Annotated in this window: 15 protein-coding genes; 3 read left to right on the top strand and 12 right to left on the bottom strand. The window is 33.9% G+C overall.

Annotated elements, in window-relative coordinates:
* Positions 1–162 precede the first annotated feature (162 nt).
* Complete coding sequence (gene rpoD / locus DFR78_RS09260; RefSeq protein WP_114458558.1) at positions 163–1,074, top strand: RNA polymerase sigma factor RpoD; 912 nt, start codon at positions 163–165, stop codon at positions 1,072–1,074.
* Between the two features lie 190 nt (positions 1,075–1,264).
* On the opposite strand, the gene DFR78_RS09255 is transcribed toward rpoD, so the two are convergent.
* Genes DFR78_RS09255 through thrC form a run of 3 tightly spaced genes read right to left on the bottom strand, consistent with a single transcriptional unit; the run spans position 1,265 to position 4,947 of the window.
* Positions 1,265–3,208, bottom strand: a complete 1,944-nt coding sequence (locus DFR78_RS09255; protein WP_114458557.1) for a fructose-1,6-bisphosphatase — start codon at positions 3,206–3,208, stop codon at positions 1,265–1,267.
* Between the two features lie 4 nt (positions 3,209–3,212).
* Positions 3,213–3,947 (bottom strand): DUF1385 domain-containing protein, encoded by a 735-nt coding sequence (locus DFR78_RS09250; RefSeq protein WP_114458556.1) that lies wholly within the window; start codon positions 3,945–3,947, stop codon positions 3,213–3,215.
* Positions 3,940–4,947, bottom strand: a complete 1,008-nt coding sequence (gene thrC, locus DFR78_RS09245; protein WP_255416540.1) for a threonine synthase — start codon at positions 4,945–4,947, stop codon at positions 3,940–3,942. Before thrC ends, DFR78_RS09250 begins: the two co-directional genes overlap by 8 nt.
* Before the next feature lie 865 nt (positions 4,948–5,812).
* On the opposite strand from thrC, the gene gdhA reads away from it, so the two are divergent.
* A complete protein-coding gene (gdhA, locus tag DFR78_RS09240; protein WP_199505596.1) occupies positions 5,813–7,171 on the top strand; it encodes an NADP-specific glutamate dehydrogenase in 1,359 nt (452 codons plus the stop codon).
* Positions 7,172–7,231: 60 nt separating this feature from the next.
* Entirely contained in the window at positions 7,232–7,732 is a 501-nt protein-coding gene (locus tag DFR78_RS09235; protein ID WP_114458554.1) for a hypothetical protein, read from the top strand.
* Between the two features lie 660 nt (positions 7,733–8,392).
* Here the strand turns inward: DFR78_RS09235 and DFR78_RS09225 are convergent.
* The 9 genes from DFR78_RS09225 to DFR78_RS09185 form a co-directional block, all read right to left on the bottom strand.
* Positions 8,393–9,595, bottom strand: coding sequence for a cyclopropane-fatty-acyl-phospholipid synthase family protein (locus DFR78_RS09225; RefSeq protein ID WP_114458553.1), 1,203 nt, complete (start codon positions 9,593–9,595; stop codon positions 8,393–8,395).
* A 334-nt stretch (positions 9,596–9,929) separates the two neighbouring features.
* The gene (locus DFR78_RS09220; RefSeq protein WP_147267764.1) at positions 9,930–10,238 is read right to left on the bottom strand and encodes a diguanylate cyclase; all 309 of its coding nucleotides are present in this window, start codon (positions 10,236–10,238) and stop codon (positions 9,930–9,932) included.
* Entirely contained in the window at positions 10,225–11,070 is an 846-nt protein-coding gene (locus tag DFR78_RS09215) for a proline/glycine betaine ABC transporter permease (protein ID WP_114458572.1), read from the bottom strand. Before DFR78_RS09215 ends, DFR78_RS09220 begins: the two co-directional genes overlap by 14 nt.
* Positions 11,071–11,144: 74 nt before the next feature.
* Positions 11,145–12,086 (bottom strand): ABC transporter substrate-binding protein, encoded by a 942-nt coding sequence (locus DFR78_RS09210; protein ID WP_114458551.1) that lies wholly within the window; start codon positions 12,084–12,086, stop codon positions 11,145–11,147.
* A gap of 19 nt (positions 12,087–12,105) precedes the next feature.
* Positions 12,106–13,290 carry a glycine betaine/L-proline ABC transporter ATP-binding protein gene (locus DFR78_RS09205; protein WP_114458550.1) on the bottom strand — a complete coding sequence of 395 codons (1,185 nt, stop codon included), beginning with the start codon at positions 13,288–13,290 and terminating at the stop codon, positions 12,106–12,108.
* 265 nt (positions 13,291–13,555) lie between these two features.
* Positions 13,556–14,839 carry a hypothetical protein gene (locus DFR78_RS09200; protein WP_147267763.1) on the bottom strand — a complete coding sequence of 428 codons (1,284 nt, stop codon included), beginning with the start codon at positions 14,837–14,839 and terminating at the stop codon, positions 13,556–13,558.
* Between the two features lie 17 nt (positions 14,840–14,856).
* Complete coding sequence (locus DFR78_RS09195) at positions 14,857–15,945, bottom strand: threonine synthase (protein ID WP_114458548.1); 1,089 nt, start codon at positions 15,943–15,945, stop codon at positions 14,857–14,859.
* Positions 15,946–16,110: 165 nt separating this feature from the next.
* Entirely contained in the window at positions 16,111–16,875 is a 765-nt protein-coding gene (locus DFR78_RS09190; RefSeq protein WP_114458547.1) for an exodeoxyribonuclease III, read from the bottom strand.
* A gap of 202 nt (positions 16,876–17,077) precedes the next feature.
* Positions 17,078–18,175 carry a sodium/proline symporter gene (locus DFR78_RS09185; RefSeq protein WP_255416539.1) on the bottom strand — a complete coding sequence of 366 codons (1,098 nt, stop codon included), beginning with the start codon at positions 18,173–18,175 and terminating at the stop codon, positions 17,078–17,080.
* Positions 18,176–18,308: the final 133 nt, after the last annotated feature.

Raw genomic sequence — 18,308 nt, 5'->3', positions numbered from 1 at the left:
GTTTTAGATAAATCTAAAAATTTCGTTGATGACTAAAGCCCCCTTTTTGCAGCTTGAAAATAAATTTTGGGGAAACTCCTTTCTCTATTCACTTGACAAATCGATACTTTTATACTATAATGATTTGTTGTGTCAGGCAATGGCTATAAGGAGGAGTTTTATATGTCTCAAAAAGAAGTTGCAAGTAATAAGAATGAAAATAATGAAGATAAGGAACTTGATCTTTCTATCCCTGCTGGTGCAGGAATTGATGACTCTGTGAGAGTATATTTGAAGCAGATGGGAAAAGTTGACCTGCTGACAAAAGAAGAAGAAGTGGCGATTGCAAAACGCATCGAAAAAGGTGAAGAAAAAGCAAAGCAGGAATTAATAGAGGCTAATTTAAGACTTGTTGTCAGTATTGCTAAGAAATATATTGGTCAGGGAATGTCTTTTCTGGATTTAATTCAGGAAGGCAATAAAGGTTTAATGAAAGCCGTTAATAAATTTGATTATACAAAAGGATATAAATTCAGCACCTATGCAACATGGTGGATTAGACAGTCTATTACAAGAGCACTTGCCGATCAGGCAAGGACTATAAGAATTCCTGTTCATATGGTAGAAACCATGAACAAATTGAGAAGAGTGGAAAAGCGACTGCAGAAAGAACTAGAAAGAGAACCTACTCTTGAAGAAATTGGTGAAGAAATGAATATGGAACCAGACAAAGTTATGGAAGTTAAAAAGCTGGTCATGAATCAGCAGCCTGCTTCCTTAGATACTCCGATTGGTGAAGAAAATGACAGTCAGCTGAAAGATTTTATAGAAGATCAGGAAGCACCAGCACCAGATATATTAGCTTCTTCTGAACTGTTAAAAGATCAGCTGGATGATGTGCTGAGTACTCTTACTGATAGAGAAAAAAGGATTATAGAGCTTCGTTTTGGGCTGGAAGATGGCCGTCAGCGTACATTAGAAGAGGTCGGCACAGAATTTGGTGTAACCAGAGAAAGAATTAGACAGATTCAGGCTAAAGCTCTCAGGAAATTGAGGCATCCCACCAGAAGTAAAAAACTGAGAGGTTATCTATAAAGAAGATTTATTTCAATATAATTATATTGAAATATTAATTATTAAGATGAAGCTATAAGATGAAGCTAAGAGATAGTTTATTACAACTATCTCTTTTTTACTGCTTTTTATTTATAATTTGCTATTTGAATATAAATTTAAAATAGCATAAATAAATATCTTTTTAGACTGGCCGATGTTAACATCAGTATTAATTATACTTTTCCTTAATAATCCCCTTATTATATGCCTCAAGGAGATCCATTAAATCATTAATATCGGATTTTAAACTTTTACCTATATCTGTATCTTCAATTTTCTGTCTTCCGACAAATTCCACCACTCTTATAGAAGAAACATTACTTACCTGTCCGTCAATTACTCTTTTTTTAGAAATAAATGGTTCATGAGATATTATCCTTATCTCATCTGAATTATAAATAAGAGTATAACCGGCTATCCCGGTCTTCTTCTGATATGCTGCCGAAATACCTCCATCTATTACAAGAAGTTTACCGTGCCCTTTGATTGGACTCTCTCCCTGTTTTTCTTTGACAGGTGTATGTCCATTAATAATATGACCAGTTTCTGGATCAAGCCCAAAATCATCTAATATCATATTACAGATATCTTCATTTTCCCTCAACCTGTAGTAGGGATTTTCTTTTTCTCTATAAAGGGAACTATCATCTGTAAAATAACGGCAGAAAGTTGTCATTTTATCTTTTCCAAAAAGTGGAGAAAATTCTCCGCGCCATAAATACCACAGCCAATCCCTGTAGTCCTTTTCTTCATATTTATATGAATAACTCCTGCGTACTATATCATCAAAAAAATCCATCAATTTTTTCCCACTGTATTTTCCGCCCTCTATTTTTAAAGAAGCAAACTCACCAGCTTCTGTTAATGGCACACAGCCGTGATACAGCAAATTCCCATTATATTTAAGATACATACTTCCATTATTGAATAAAAATCGTATATCCTCCTGTAATTTATCATTATTTTTGAAAGAATTACTTAATTGATCTATTACTTTTTTTTCTTCCTGATTAAGCTCATACGGATTTTCAGGATCTATTGTTGGAAAATAGCTGTCTGTAAGTTTATATTCTTTTCCATCTAAAGTAATTATACCTTTTTGATAATCTATCTTATCTAAATACAAAGCTTCGTTCATATCGAACTCAGTTCTTTTTTTAATTAAATTACCCTCAAGTTTAAACTGTATTACTGCAGCAGCTTTCTGCATCTGAGATATAACAGCTTCTTCCTTTTTTTCTAATTCTCGATCTATAAGTTTAGGATGGAAATCCTCATAAACATCTCCACCGTAAACATTCATAGCAAGTCTTGCCAGTGGGCGCATATTAATTCCATAACCTTCTTCGAGAAGTTCCAGATTACCATATCTCAGAGAAATTCTGACCGCAGTAGCAACAAGAGCTTTCTGCCCCAGTCCGGCTCCCATCCAGAGAATATCGTGATTCCCCCACTGTATATCACAGTTATGATGTGACTTCAACTCTTCTAAAATCATGTGTGGTTCAGGTCCCCGATCAAATATATCACCTATTATATGCAGAGTATCAACACTAAATGTCTGAATAAGTTCTGAAAGTGATTCAATAAAGTTTTCTGCCTGACCAATATCTATAATTGTAGAAATAATCTGGTCATGATATTCTTTTTTGTTCTGATCATCTTCTGTTAAATGCAGCAGTTCTTCAAGTATATAGGCAAATTCTTCCGGCAGAGCTTTTCTAACTTTTGAACGGGTATATATTGAAGAAACATCTCTGCACAATTTAATTATTCTATTGAGAGAATTTTTATACCAGTCTTGACTCAGCCTGTCCTTTCCCTTAAGGCTGTCTATCTTTTCTTCTGGATAAAAAATCAAAGCTGCCAGTTCTTCTCTTTCTGCTTTATTTAGTTCATCTCCAAAAATCATGTCAATTTTAAATTTTATTAATCCAGATGCCGTTCTAAGCATATGCTTAAATGCCGCATGTTCACCATGCAGATCTGTTAAAAAATGTTCAGTACTTTTTGGTAAATTCAATATTGCCTTTAAATTTATAATTTCGGTACTCACAGAAGGAACATTAGGAAATTTGGTTGATAATAATTTTAAATAATCGATATCTCTCATTTGCTTACCTGCTTCCTTTTTTTAAAATTTTGAGTGCTGCTTCTGCAGCCTTAATATGCTCTTCTTCCGGTTCTCTGGCAAATATTTTCTGAAAAAAAGACGGAATAAAAAGCAGTCTGTCAGGTGTTATTTTCATAATTTCATAGGCAATTCCCAGAAATAATATCTCCTGGATAAAAAAGTTGATTCCAATATTGAAAAAACCTGATATAAATGTGATCAGCAGATAATAAAATACAATATTGCTGCCACACCTTTTGTGAATTCTAGAATAATTAGCAATTTCACCTTCTGAACCATTTTCGTAATAGTTTACAGCTTTATGTTCTGCTCCATGAAATTTGAGAACTTCAGATACAGTACTTTTAAATAAAAGGATCAAAATTAGAGGAATTGAAAAATAGATTAAAAAGAAAATTTCTTTAAATCCTTCTCCAGCAGATTCGGGAATGGTAAAAAAAATTATATCTGCTGCCAGGATGAAAAAAACAAACCAGTATTTTTTCGGCTCTTTAAAAACCTCTTTAAAAAATTCCCACAGGGCAAAAAACAGAGCAAAAATACCCCTTATAATGGGAATCTTTTTAAAGTACCTAAAATAATCATTTTGTTTCACTGAAGAAATACTTATCTGCAGGTTATTATCCTCATCATAGTAAGCCTTAACAGATCTTCTGCTGTCCATAAGGCGCACACCGTTTTTATATGCACGCCCACCGATATTTTCTTTATCACTCATCAGCTGTCATCCACTCCTCAATATTATCCAGATCAACTTTATTTATATTATATGTGTAATCTTTAACAGACTCAAGGTCCTTTAGTCCGGATCCAGTTAACATAAGCAGCACCTTTTCGCTGGCTTTAATTTTACCCATTTCTATTAGCTGCTTTACTGCAGCCGCCGTAGTGGCAGAAGCAGCTTCAACAAAAAAACCATCTTCAGCAATCAATTTTTGTGCTCTTATTATCTCCTCTTCACTGACATCTTCAGCCAGCCAACCATATTTATATATTTTATCTATAATCTCCCTGCCTCCATAAGGTCTGCCGGTGGTTATAGCTTCAGCGATACTATTTTTATTTAATGCCGGTATAATATCTTCTCTATTATTTTTAATAGCTGCCACAATAGGATTAATATTTTTTGACTGGACAGCTATCATCTTCGGCATCTTTTCTATAATAGAGGCTTCCTTTAATTCTCTAAAACCTTTAAATATTCCCCGTATATGTCCACAAGCAGATGTTGGTACAGCAATATAATCAGGCAAATTACCACCTGTCTGCTCAAACAGTTCAAAAGCTGTTGATTTATATCCTTCTATTCGAATTGGCCCATTACCGGAAACAACCCTTATTTTAAGTTTTTCTGCTCTATTAAGAATTGCATTTTTCATATCTGAATAATTATCAGTTTTTATTTTAAAAATTTCTGCACCATGTATTCCAATCGCTGAGATCTTTTCTTCCGATGTATAATGAGGTAAAAAAACTGCTGTTTTAATGCCGGCTCTACTTCCATATGCAGCAGTAGAATTACCCATATTTCCTGTTGATATCGTTGCTGTTAGAGGTTCATTAAGTACTGCCGCAAAACAGGTACATATGAATGTACCTCTATCTTTAAAACTCCAGGTTGGATTCTGAGTTTCATTTTTTAGAAAAATATTTTCTGAGCCGCAGTATTCTTTCAGTGTACTACCTGCTTCAATAAGCGAGGTATTACCTTCTCCCAGAGAATAATATGTATCAATATCTTTAAATATAAAAAAATCAGCAAATCTTTCCCAAATTGAAGCTCCATCCTTTATTTCTGCTTTATCTATATCCGGTATAACAACTTCCAGAGGATCTCCACTATCTGACCATTCCTTTATCCTGGTTATGGGATATTTTTTAAAACTTTTTCCAGCAAATACAGATTTTAAATAAATATCAGATTTAAGTTTAATTTAACTTACCTCCTGTCCAGCTCATACTGCAGCTTTTAACAGCTTATTTCACTGCAGATTCTGAAATTTCTGCTTCTACATTCTACCAAGGGATTTTTTTGTCTACATCTATATTGATTTTTATTCATTACAAAAATGATTCTTAAATTTTCTGTAATCTTTAAATAAATAATAGAATTGAACAATGCTTTAAATATTTATTGAAAATTATACCATATTATCTGCAGTTTTTAAATGTCAAAAGAAAATTTATTACTTCTTTCAAGTTTCACTCTTTTTAAATTTCACATAATAATCATTACTGCTTTATATTTATAGGTACAATATTGTTGTTTAATATATTTTTATTTTACACAATCAAAAGTATAAATTAAATTTAAAATTCCGCATTTTTCTTTTTAATTCAGCACAGATATATCAAAAAACTGAAAATATAACAAAAAAATATAGATATTTCAATATTATCTGCCTTAAAATTATTTAATTTGAAATATATTATAGTTTAAAAGCAATTTATTACTATTTTTCGCAAAAAAATATTCTTTCTCCATTGAATTCTTCCATAAAATATAATAGTATATAATTTAAGAGAAATTTTTTCTGAAAGCATCATATTTAATTTTAAATTTAATAAATAGGAGTGAGCATTATGAGCAGAGTAAACAGTATGGATGGTTATACAGGCAGAGTTTTTGAAACAGTAAAAAAGAGAAATCAGGGGGAAGTAGAATTCCATCAGGCTGTTGAGGAAGTACTTATTTCTCTTGAGCCTGTACTAAAAAAACATCCTGAATATGAGGAAAATGGAATTTTAGAACGTCTAGTTGAGCCGGAAAGACAGATATTATTTAGAGTTCCCTGGGTGGATGATGAGGGGAAAGTTCATGTAAATAGAGGCTGCAGAGTGCAGTTTAATAGTGCATTAGGTCCATATAAAGGTGGATTAAGATTTCATCCAACTGTATATTCTGGAATTATTAAGTTTCTCGCATTTGAACAGATTTTCAAAAATGCACTCACAGACAGGCCTATTGGTGGAGGTAAGGGAGGCAGTGATTTTGATCCCAAGGGAAAATCAGATGGAGAAATAATGCGGTTCTGTCAGAGTTTTATGACAGAGCTGTCACACCACATAGGTGATAAAACAGATATCCCTGCTGGTGATATAGGAGTCGGGAAAAAAGAAATTGGTTATCTTTTTGGTCAGTATAAAAGAATGAAAAAAAGATATGAGACAGGTATCCTGACAGGTAAAGGTCTGGCCTGGAACGGCAGTCTTGTCAGAACAGAGTCAACCGGTTATGGTTTAATTTACATATTAAATGAAATGTTAAAAGATAATGGTGAAAGTTTAGAAGGGAAAAAGATTCTTATCTCCGGTTCTGGAAATGTAGCACTACATGCCTGTGAAAAAGCCAAAGAATTGGGAGCCGAAGTTGTTGCTATGAGTGATTCTAGCAGCTGTATTTATGATGAAGATGGTATAGATTTAGAAACTGTAAGAGAGATAAAACAGACACACACAGGCAGGATTGGAGATTATCTGGAAGAAACACCTGAAGCAAAAAAGCTGGACAGATGTGCTGATATCTGGACTATCCCCTGTGATATAGCACTTCCCTGTGCAACGCAGAATGAAATAGACAAAAAATTAGCTGAAAAACTGGTGGAAAATGGTGTTATGATGGTGGCAGAAGGAGCCAATATGCCTCTAACACCTGAAGCAATAAATGTTATCCAGTCTAATGATGTACTATATATTCCAGGTAAAGCAGCCAACGCTGGTGGTGTAGCCACTTCTGCACTTGAAATGACACAAAATGCCATGTTTACCAGCTGGACATTTGAAGAAGTTGATAAAAAACTGCAGCAGATTATGGTAAATATCTATCATAATATTACAGAAATTGCTGCAGAATACGGTATGGAGGGCAATCTTATTGCGGGTGCAAATATTGCTTCCTTTGTGAAAGTAGCAGATACAATGCTTGATCAGGGAGTTATATAATTTTAACTTATGTTTAAATTCTGCTGTAATTATGATATTATAGAATGAGGAGTGATATTTATGAACAAGATGATTGAAAAATTTGTTAAACAGGGATTTTTTTCCGAAAAAGAAGGAGAATATATTGATTCTGCAATCAAAAGAAAAGAATCAATAGTAGTTTCAGGCCACAGATCAGCAGGTATCAGACCTCTTTTAGCATCACTGATGGCTGCTGCAAAACAGAGTTTTAGCTGCCAGCAGGTAAAAGGATTTGATGATTTAGAGACAGATGCTGACTTTTTATTAATCCCGGGAATCGATGATATTGACTTCGAAAAACTTATTAGTGAAGCTGCAGCAGTGGAAGACACAGCACTTATTACTGTTAAAGAACCGGAACATCCAATTTCACTCATGAAAATCTTAAGAATGAATTCAAAAGAGGGAAAATCACTAGGCAAAAAATTTCATACTTTAGATTGTAAAAAAGAAAATGATGTTCCTTATCTAGATAAAATTACTGAAATAATGTTAGATGAAAATGGTAAACTACACAGGCAGACCTTTGATTCAAAATAAAAAATTGTCTATTTAAAAACATTCTTTAAGTAAAATACTATTTTTTGAGGCTCTTTCATAATAGCCTCATTAATTTTTAAGTGCAATTTTACAGCAATAAAACTGATACAGCTTAGAAGAACATCGTTTTCTAATTTTTAGATCACACAACTGTTATTTCTTAAAATTTAAATGGACTTTAAATATTCTAAATTGTTAAATATGCTGTTAAATCTGTTAAATTTGAACTATACACTATATTAGTTTTATCAGCTGCTGCTGTGCTTGAAGTCTGGCAGCTTCTAAAAAAATCCTGATAAAAATATGCTCTCCCAAAAGTAGATAGATCCAATGATTGGAATCCATTTACCTGAAAGGAGAGCATTAATATTTGCAAGTTGTTGATTTTTTATATACTTATATTTATAAAAAAGTGTTAATAGAATAATTTTTAAAATACTGTTTTGATCTGTGATAAGGACAAAACAATTATCTGTGCCCCACGACAACTATCCCAAACACATAGGGGTGATCTATTTTTCTTTGAATAGATAAAGATAATCTCCATATCTTTCTTCTTCCATCTTATCTACCGGTATAAAACGCAGTGCAGCTGAATTTATACAGTAACACAGTCCGGTTGGTTACGGGCCATCATCAAAATCTCAAGATAAGATTAATTTAATTATACATATAATCTCTGGTTAAAGGAAGCTCTATATTCTTTCCACTGGAAAACAGCACCTGATGAACATCAGTATCACCATATCTAAATGCAGACATTGCACCCATTAAAAACATCCTCCACATCCTAACAAACTCTTCATCAAATTTTTCTCTAACCTGATCAGTAACTTGCTCATAATTTTCCAGCCATTTTTCCAGAGTAAGTGCATAATGAAAACCAATATTCTCTGCATCCAGCAGGTGAAAAGACTGTTCTCCCAGATGCCAGACAATTTCTCTTAAAGAAGGTATATATCCCCATGGGAAAATATATTTTTGTATCCAGGGATGGGTTGGATCTTCCCTTAGATGGGTAATGCTGTGCAGTAAAGATAATCCACCTTTTTTAAGCATAGATTTTACAGCTGAAAAATATTCTTCAATATATTCTTTACCCACATGTTCAAACATACCTACACTTACTATTTTATCAAATTGTTCTCCTTCTTCTGCCAGTTTGCGGTAATCTTTTTTTATAATTTTAACTTTATCTGAAAGGCCCTTTTGTCTTATTTTTTCGTTGGCACCTTTTACCTGTTCCTCACTTAAAGTTATACCGAGTACATCAATATCATATTCTTCTGCTGCTTTGATGGCCAGTCCACCCCAACCACAGCCGATATCCAGCATTCTATCTCCTGATTCTATATTTAATTTTTTTAAAATATGATCCATTTTCTGCTGCTGTGCTTTTTCCAGGCTGTCATCTTTATTTTTAAAATATGCACAGGAATATGTCATAGTATTATCCTGCCACAGTGAAAAAAAGTCATTACCCAGATCATAGTGTTTTTGAACACCTTCGGCCTGTTCACTGAAGGAAGCATCTTTCTGTGTCTTCCATTCACTGTATGTACCTAAATTTTCTGCCTCATTTTTTAGACTGGCACTATTTTCTGCAATCATTTTGATAAGTTTTTTGTAGGAACCTTCAAAATCTACATCTCCCCTCATATATGCTTCAGCAATCTCTACCTGAGGATTTTTTCTGATCTGATTTAAAGATATTTTTTCATTTATGTAAAGTGTAAAGGCAGGATTAAAATTAGAACTATTATCTGTGTTAAATGACTGTTCTTCTCCATCCCAGTAGACAACCTTAAACTCTTCTCCCTCCAACTGACTAAAAATTTTATCTAATATTTTTTTAGTTAACATAAAAAGCTCTCCTTTCCATTTGTCTGTTAAACAAAAGTAAAATAGATTCTTTTCTGTTATCTTTTAGTATATTATAATACATTTTTTTTAATTAATCAAAATTTACACTGCTGCCTTAGCAGATATATTTAAATCAAATTTTTACATAAAAGTTACATATATTGCTCCAATACAGCATCAGACTACGAAATTTATCTGCTGCTTTAATTAAATATTTATAATCCTTATAAATATATTTTTACTGAATTACAAAAATATCTGTTAAATTAAAAAAACCTCTTAAAGAAGAGTTTTTATCAAACTTTTCTTTAAGAGGGCCTTTAAATTATTAATTTTAACATACACTATCTTTTTCTCTGTACATTCGCCGATCTGCTTTTCTGAATATATGCTCCAGATCATCTTCAACATCTTTAACGGCAAAACCCAGAGAAATTTTGAGATGTGGATAGATTTTATGGTTTTTATTATATTCTTTAAATTTTTCATCTATTCTGCTGCAGACACCTTCTGTAATTGCTTTCTGTTTTTGCAGCTGTTTTTTCTGTAAAAAGTCCTGATGGTGTTTTTCCTTTTGCTTTTTCTGTAAAAAGTCCTGTGAGCTTTTCATAAGTTGGGTTGAGTTCTTTTTAATCCCTGCCAAACATCCTGTCCAGAATCATAGCAATTATTACAACTCCCAGTCCTGCTTCAAAACCAAGCCCTATATCTACTACATTCAGTGAACGAAGTACAGGTTTTCCAAGACCTCCTGCACCTATCATTGCGGCAATAACTACCATGGAAAGTGACAGCATTATACACTGATTTATCCCCATCATGATAGAAGGCATTGCACTTGGCAGTTCTATTTTTAATAGTATCTGCCACCAGTCTGCACCAAAAGCATGACCGGCTTCCTTAAGCTCTGTATCCACCTGTTTAATACCAAGATAAGTTAATCTAATTGGAGGTGCTATAGCAAATACAACTGTTGCTATAACTCCGGAGACATTGCCCAGTCCAAAAAACATTAGAGCAGGAATTAAATATACAAAAGGTGGTATTGTCTGCATAAAGTCCAGTATAGGTCTTGTTATTAGATCAACTGCTCTATTGTGAGCTTTTAAAATACCAATTGGTATTCCTACTACAAGTGCCACTATTACTGAAGTCATAATTGAAGCTAAAGTTATAATAAGAGGCTCCCACATATTTAGGTTTAAAACCAGTGCTAAACCAAGAGCAACAAAAACAGATAATTTTATATTTTTCAGTTTCCAGGCAAGCAGTGAAAATAATATTATTAGAATTAAAGGATGAGGAAAAGCCAGCATACCTTCAATATGACCTATAACATATTCTATAATTGAAGCAAAACTGTTTAGTGGCCCACTAAAATTATTTATTAAGAAATTCACCAAATTTTCCACCCAGTTACCCAGTGGAATTTTAGTCGTTAATAAGTTCATTAAATTGTTAATGTCGATCACCATCCTTATCATGTTTAAGTGGCGGCATCATTGTAAACCTGATACCGCCCAATTTTAGTTATATTTATTATAGTAATTTAATTATTTATTTGTTCTTTAATAGCTTTACGGGCCATTCTTCCATCAACAGTTTCTACTCCATAGACCCACTGATTTACAACATCAAGGTTATCTGCAATCCACTCTTCTGCTACAACTTCTGGATTTTTGCCCTGTCTTTTATAACTGTCTATCCATTTATTCTGTATTGGTGCAGTAACTTTAAACTGCTTTAAGAATTTATAATAATTAGGATTTTCATCTTCAAATCCATTTCTTACTACTGTAAATACTCTTTCTCCCTCTGCCCAGATACCTTCTGGATCTTCAAGATATCTGATATCAAACATTACATTCATATAATGAGGTTTCCAAGCATTAAAGGCAATCCATTCTTTATTATTTACTGCTCTTTTAACAGCAGTTAGCATTCCTGCAGTACTGCTTGCCTGCAGTTTCCAATCTTTTAAGTTATAATTATTATTCTTTATTGCATTCTGAATGATAATATTACCTTCATTACCAGGTTCGATTCCATAAATCGTACTATTAAATTTCTCTGCATATTTATTTAAATCACTGAGTGAAGTTACACCTGCTTCATATACATAATCCGGTACTGCTGTCTTATAGACAACATCCCAGAGATTTACTCTCACATTGTGTATTGAGCCCTTTTCTTCATATTTATCAAAGTGCATTTTCATAGTCGGCATCCAATTTCCCAGAAATACGTCCAGATCACCTGTATCAAGACCTTTAAATACTATTGCCTGAGATCCAGAAGTCATTTCAGCATCATAGCCCAGATATTCGGCAATTTTTGCTGCAACATGTGTCTTAACTGTTACTCCCGGCCACTGCACATAACCGAAGTCAATTGTGTCATCCTGAGCACTTACTGCAGGAGCCTGTATTCCTGTAACTGCTACAACAGCTGTAAGAATTAAAAAAATAGAAATAAGTTTAAATTTTTTCATTTGATATCCCTCCAGATTTTTATTTTAAATTTTTCCCTGCAAGATTAGCAAGCACAGTTGTTTTAACTATAATTCCTTTTAATTTACCTGAATCATCAAGTACAGGTAGTGGTGTATCCAGATCGGCAATTTGAGCAAAAAGATCATCTAGATTTTCAGCCGGATCTGCAGCCGGCACTTTTTTGATGATATCATCAATAGACTTATCTTTTCTATTCAGCGAAGATACCACTTCTTCCAGTTCAACTATCCCTCTATATTTTCTATTTTTTCCAACAACAAATATGCTGCTCAGATCATGTTTTCTCATTTTGTGCAGAGCAGTATGAAGTCCATCCTGTTCATAATAAAGCAGTGCAACCGGTTTATCCATTATATCTTCCGCACACAGTACCCGTGATCTGTTCACATCCTGTACAAATTCTTTAACATAATCATTTTCAGCTTCTGTCAGAATTTCTTCGTGGTTTCCAATCTGAACTATTTCTCCATCTTTCATAATTGCAATTCTGTCACCAAGTTTAAGGGCTTCGTCCAGATCATGTGTTATAAATACTATTGTCTTATCTATGTGTTCATAAAGATCCAGCAGTTTATCCTGCATCTCCTTTTTTATAAGTGGATCCAGAGCACTAAATGGTTCATCCATCAGCAGTATGTCTGTGTCTACTGCCAGTGCTCTGGCAAGTCCGACCCTCTGCTGCATACCTCCGCTCAGCTGATCAGGCTTCTGATCTTCCCATCCTTCCAGACCTACCTGTTTTAAAGCTTTTTTTGCTTTTTTCTCCCTTTCTTTTTTTTCGACTCTCTGAACTTCCAGACCAAATTCTGCATTTTCCTGTACTGTTCTATAGGGGAAAAGAGCGAAATTCTGAAACACCATGGCTATTTTTTCTTTTCTAAATTCCCTTAGTTCATTTTTATTAAGGGACATGATATCTGTTCCATCTATTTCTATTTTCCCTCTAGTAGGCTCTATCAGCCTGTTTAAACAGCGGATTAAAGTAGATTTCCCGCTTCCGGAAAGACCCATTATAACAAATATTTCTCCTTCTTTTACATCAAAGCCGGCATCATTGATTCCAACTGTATCTCCTGTCTCAGCAAGTATTTCATCTTTAGATAATCCTTCCTCCAGCAGTGAAAGTGATTTCTGCGGGTTTTTACCAAATATTTTATATAGATCCTTTACTTTTATCTTCAATCATATCCACCTCTTTCTCATTTTAAAAAAATCTGTCCCCACAACTAAAAAAGGTTTAAGACATGTAAATGGTTAAACATATCTTAAACCTTAGCGTTCAAAGAATTATCAGCAAAAACATCAGACTTATATATTGAAAATAGTGTATCACAATCTTTACCTGCTAAATAGGATAACAAATATAACTTGGACTGTCAAATTATAGAGCAGATAAATATTTAGAGCAGATAAATATTTAGTTTTTATCTTCAAAGTTTTTTAAATATTATTTAAACTGTAGATTACCCATATCTCCCCATGCTTCTATTGTGATATAACCGTCCTTATCTCTGTTAAGCTTTTTGCCATACAGCATTTCTAGTATATTAACAATACCTGCTGCTTTATCGGTTAGAGGTTTAAATTTAAGTATTCCACTATTAAGATAAGGCTGATTATTACCCCGATAAATATATTCTGCATTTAATTTTGCCTCAATAAGTGGTGAATTAAGTTCTGAATAGGTATGTCCCTCTGGGTAGTTATAATCCTGTTCATAAAACATGTTATCTATGCGGAAGGCAAAATCCTCACTGCTGCCAAAAATTCCAAATGTGTTTTCTTTCAGTTCCTCCCTTATCTCATTTGTTAAAGTTAAATAAAAATCTGTAAGCTCTGCTGTAAAATCAAAGCTGTTGGGGCGATACGTTATATTATCTCTGTCTTCAAGAAAGATATCAAATTCACCGGATGCTGTCAATGTACTGAATTTAAAATCTCTGTAAATTGGATTTTCATTGATTACTAAATTTTCTCCATTTAATTTAAGATCATAATCTGTTTTTAAGCTTTCGAAAAATACTCTGTTTTTATTTTGCAGTTTAATTAATTTCCCATGCAGGCTGCCTGCAAAATCCAGAAATTGATTTTTTAGCTGCAGCTGATTTATATCCATAATTTTAGTTTCTGCGTCAAAACTGTAGTTTGCTTTAAAATTGTCAAAGGTGGAGATATCTTCCCAGTTTTCCTTTACCAGACCATAGCTTCTGTAGTAGGGAAAATTATATTTTAGCCTGTCTGCTGTAAGATTAAGATTTTGATCATGGACCAAAAACTGTTCTGCATCAGAAAAATATTCTGGTGCAAACTCACCTTCAAAATCAGCCTCCACATTTTCTGCTGTCAGCTGAAAGCTTTCCCTTATATTGGCAAAATAAATTCTATCTATAACCACCGTGAAATCTTTGTTTAAATCAAAATTTTCATTTTTAATATAATATAAAATCTGCTGCCAGCTTGTAGTAATATTGATATTATCAAGCTCTAAATTACCCCTGTCTGCATTAATTAAATTTAGCTTACCTACATTTATTTCTCTGAGCAGCGGATTGGCAGTAATTTCGGCTGTTTCAATCTGATAATCATTTTCCTCGGCAGTTTTTTCTATCTCATTTTTTAAATTTTGAGAAATCTTATTTCCATAATAATAATTTACAGAAAAAATAGCACCTGCTGTCAGCACAAGTATCAGCACATAGATTAAACGTCTTTTGAACAGTCTTTTATTCATATATTTCCCCTTTCTTTTCATTTCTTCAATCCTGCACCACACATCGGCAGCAGTGATTCTACATTGCTTTCTCTGCTCTGACTGTATTTTAAATAGGCAGCATAAGTGGCTGCCGTGGTATCTTCAATATAAATTCCTTCTGCTGCCAGCTCAGCTTTTGCCTTTGAAATCCTATTTTCCGGTGCTGTTATTACATCAATACTGTATTTATAGATATAGTCAAGTATTTCTGGCCCACGCATGGGTCTTCCTATCGCTATTCCTTCAGCCAGAGTTGAAGATATATTGATATCAGCAGGAGTTTTTTCCCTATTTTTTACTGCTTCAGCAATTGGAGCACAGTTTTCACTCTGTACTGCTATTATCTGCGGCATTTTCTCTATTAATCCAGCTGCAAGCAGGTCTTCAAGCCCTTTCATTATACCGATAAATAGGGTTCCATTACCCAGTGGAACATATATATTTTGTGGTATATATTTAAGCTCTTCATATACCTCATAAATATAAGTTTTGGTTCCTTCATAAAAAAATGGATTGTAGACATGGTTGGCATAATACTTTCCTTCTGTCTGAACTTTTTTTCGACATACATCTGCACAGTGATCTCTACTTCCCGGTACAACTGTTACTTCTGCATTGTGAGATTTTATCATCTCAATTTTTTTCTCTGAAGCTCCTTCAGGAACAAATATTTCACAGTCTATTCCTGCTCTGGCACAGTAAGCAGCAATACTGTTACCTGCATTTCCACTGCTGTCCTGTACTACTGATTTTACCCCAATATCTCTGCAGTGAGCTATCAGCACAGCAGCACCCCTGTCTTTAAATGAAAGTGTAGGCATAAGATAATCCATTTTCAGCAGAAGATTTTTATTAAGCCTTACCATTGGTGTCATACCTTCACCAAGGCTTATTTCCGCCCAGGTTTTTGAATTAACCGGAATAAAGTTTTTGTACCTCATCATATTCCAGTGTTCTTTTACTATCATCGTATTTGAAAATTTGTTATTTCTGTAGTCAAGTTTCCACAACCCCCCACACTCACATGCAGGTTTATGTGTTGTTATATCTTCTGTTTTATTACATCTACTGCAGATATATTTCACCAGCCGCACCTCCATTTTTAAACTTTTATTTTTTAAATCAATATTTTTATTAGAATAATTATAATTTAACATCAGCAGGATAGGCAGTCAATTAGTGAATTACAGGAAGTTTTTTCATTTTTAATATTTGCCTTTTTAAAAAAATATCGGCTGCTTAAAATAAAATTAAAATTCCAGCTCTACTGTTACAGGACAGTGATCAGAACCCATTATATCTGTCAGAATATCAGCATTTTTTAGATTATCCTTCAGTTCTTTGGAAACAAAGTGATAATCTATCCTCCACCCAGCATCTCTTTCTCTAGCTCTTGTGCGGTAGCTCCACCAGGAATAAGTCTCTTTATCCGGATAAAAATATCTGTATGTATCTATATAGCCGTGATCTTCCAGCTTATCCAGCCATTCTCTTTCTATGGGCAGAAAACCAGAGGTATCTTTGTTTGCTTCTGGATTTTTTAAATCAATAGGATGATGTGCAGTATTATAATCTCCAAAAACAAGAACTTTTTTGCCGTTTTCCCTCAGATTTTCACAGTAATCCAAAACCTCATCATAAAAGTCCAGCTTGTAATTCAGTCTTTTTTTTCTCCTCTTACCATTAGGAAAATAAATATTAAGGAGAACAAAATCAGGATATTCTGCTTTGAGAACCCTTCCTTCTCTATCAAATCTCTCCACTCCCAGTCCATTTTCCACCAGCAGTGGTTCTTCTTTAGTATAAAGTGCAACACCACTGTATCCCTTTTTTTCAGCAAAATTAAAATAGGAATGATAACCATCTATATTTCTGAGCTTATTTTCCAGCTGATCATTCTGTATTCTAATCTCCTGCAGCCCCAGTATATCGGGTTGTTCTCCTTCTATCCAGTCTAAAAAACCTTTGCGGGCCACCGCCCTAATGCCATTGACATTCCAGGAATAAATACGCATAAATATCTCCTTCCATTTTTTGATTTACATATTTATCTTTACATAGATATTGTCGAATCCATGCAGTACTTAAATTTGACAATATACTTTAATATTATGTAAATTTCTTCCTCTAAATCTGAAATTTAGAAGAAGAGATGTTTTATCATTTTAGATAATTACATTTACAATTTAACTATCATCGGTAACAAAAGTTTATTAATTAAATATTATTTTCTACAAAAAATTCATTTACTCTACTGTACTCTTCAATAACTTCCCTGTTGTCCTGTTTATAAAATATATTTACAACAAATATTGTGGCAGAATTGACCAAAAACCCTGGCACTATTTCGTACATTTGTGCACCTAAACCAGTTTGTTTCCAGATAATAAGTACTGCTGTTCCTAAAAGCATACCGGCAAATGCAGACTTCCAGGTTGTGTTTTTAGAAAAAAGAGAAAATAATACTACTGGACCAAAAGCAGCTCCCAAGCCGGCCCAGGCATATGCCACCAGTCCTAAAACAGTATTCTCAGGGTTTAAAGCAAGTAAAAAAGCTATTACTGCAATTAAAATTACAAATCCTCTCCCAACCCACATTTTTTCATTTTCGGAAGCATTCCTTTTAATAATTCTGTTGTAAAAATCTTCGGTCAGTGTTGATGAAGATACTAAAAGCTGAGAATCTATTGTTGACATAATGGCAGATAATATTGCTGCCAGTAAAATTCCACCTATCCAGGGATTAAATATATTCCTTATCATCCCTATAAATACTTTTTCGCTATCCTGAATTTCCGGAAACATAGGAATAGCTATCAGGCCAATAAGTACAGCACCTGCCAGAGAGATAGCAACCCAGACTACAGCTATTTTTCTGGCACCCGGTACTTTCTTTATAGAATCAATACCCATAAACCTTGCCAATATGTGCGGCTGACCAAAATAACCAAGACCCCAGGCTGCCGCAGAAATAACAGCTGCCGCAGTAAAACCTTCCGGCATTAAAGATAAAGAAATATTCTGTATCTGCATCGTATCTGCTATACCTGTCATTCCACCGACACTGGAATAGGCAAAAAATGGAACAATTGTAATTGCCAGAAACATCAGTATTCCCTGAAAAAAATCAGTCCAGGAAACAGCCATAAATCCACCCAGAAATGTATAAAGCACAATTGCTATACCACCAATAAAAACAGCGACAAAATAATCGATATTAAATAGTGATTCAAATAATTTTCCGGCTGCTACCAGTCCGGATGCTGAATATATTGTAAAAAATAGCAGTGTAACCACTGCTGAAAAAATTCTTATTAAACCCGTTTTTTGACCCTCCTCGGGGCAAGCCCACGAGGATTCCTGCTTCTTAGAAGTGGTAACCCACCATCTCCACAGGCTTAAAATCCTGTTAGCCCAACAGTATATCCTCTAACTTGCCTTTTGTATT

It is taken from the genome of Halanaerobium sp. MA284_MarDTE_T2, assembly GCF_003337245.1.
GTDB lineage: Bacteria > Bacillota > Halanaerobiia > Halanaerobiales > Halanaerobiaceae > QPJE01.
This window is presented reverse-complemented; position numbering and strand designations above follow the sequence as displayed.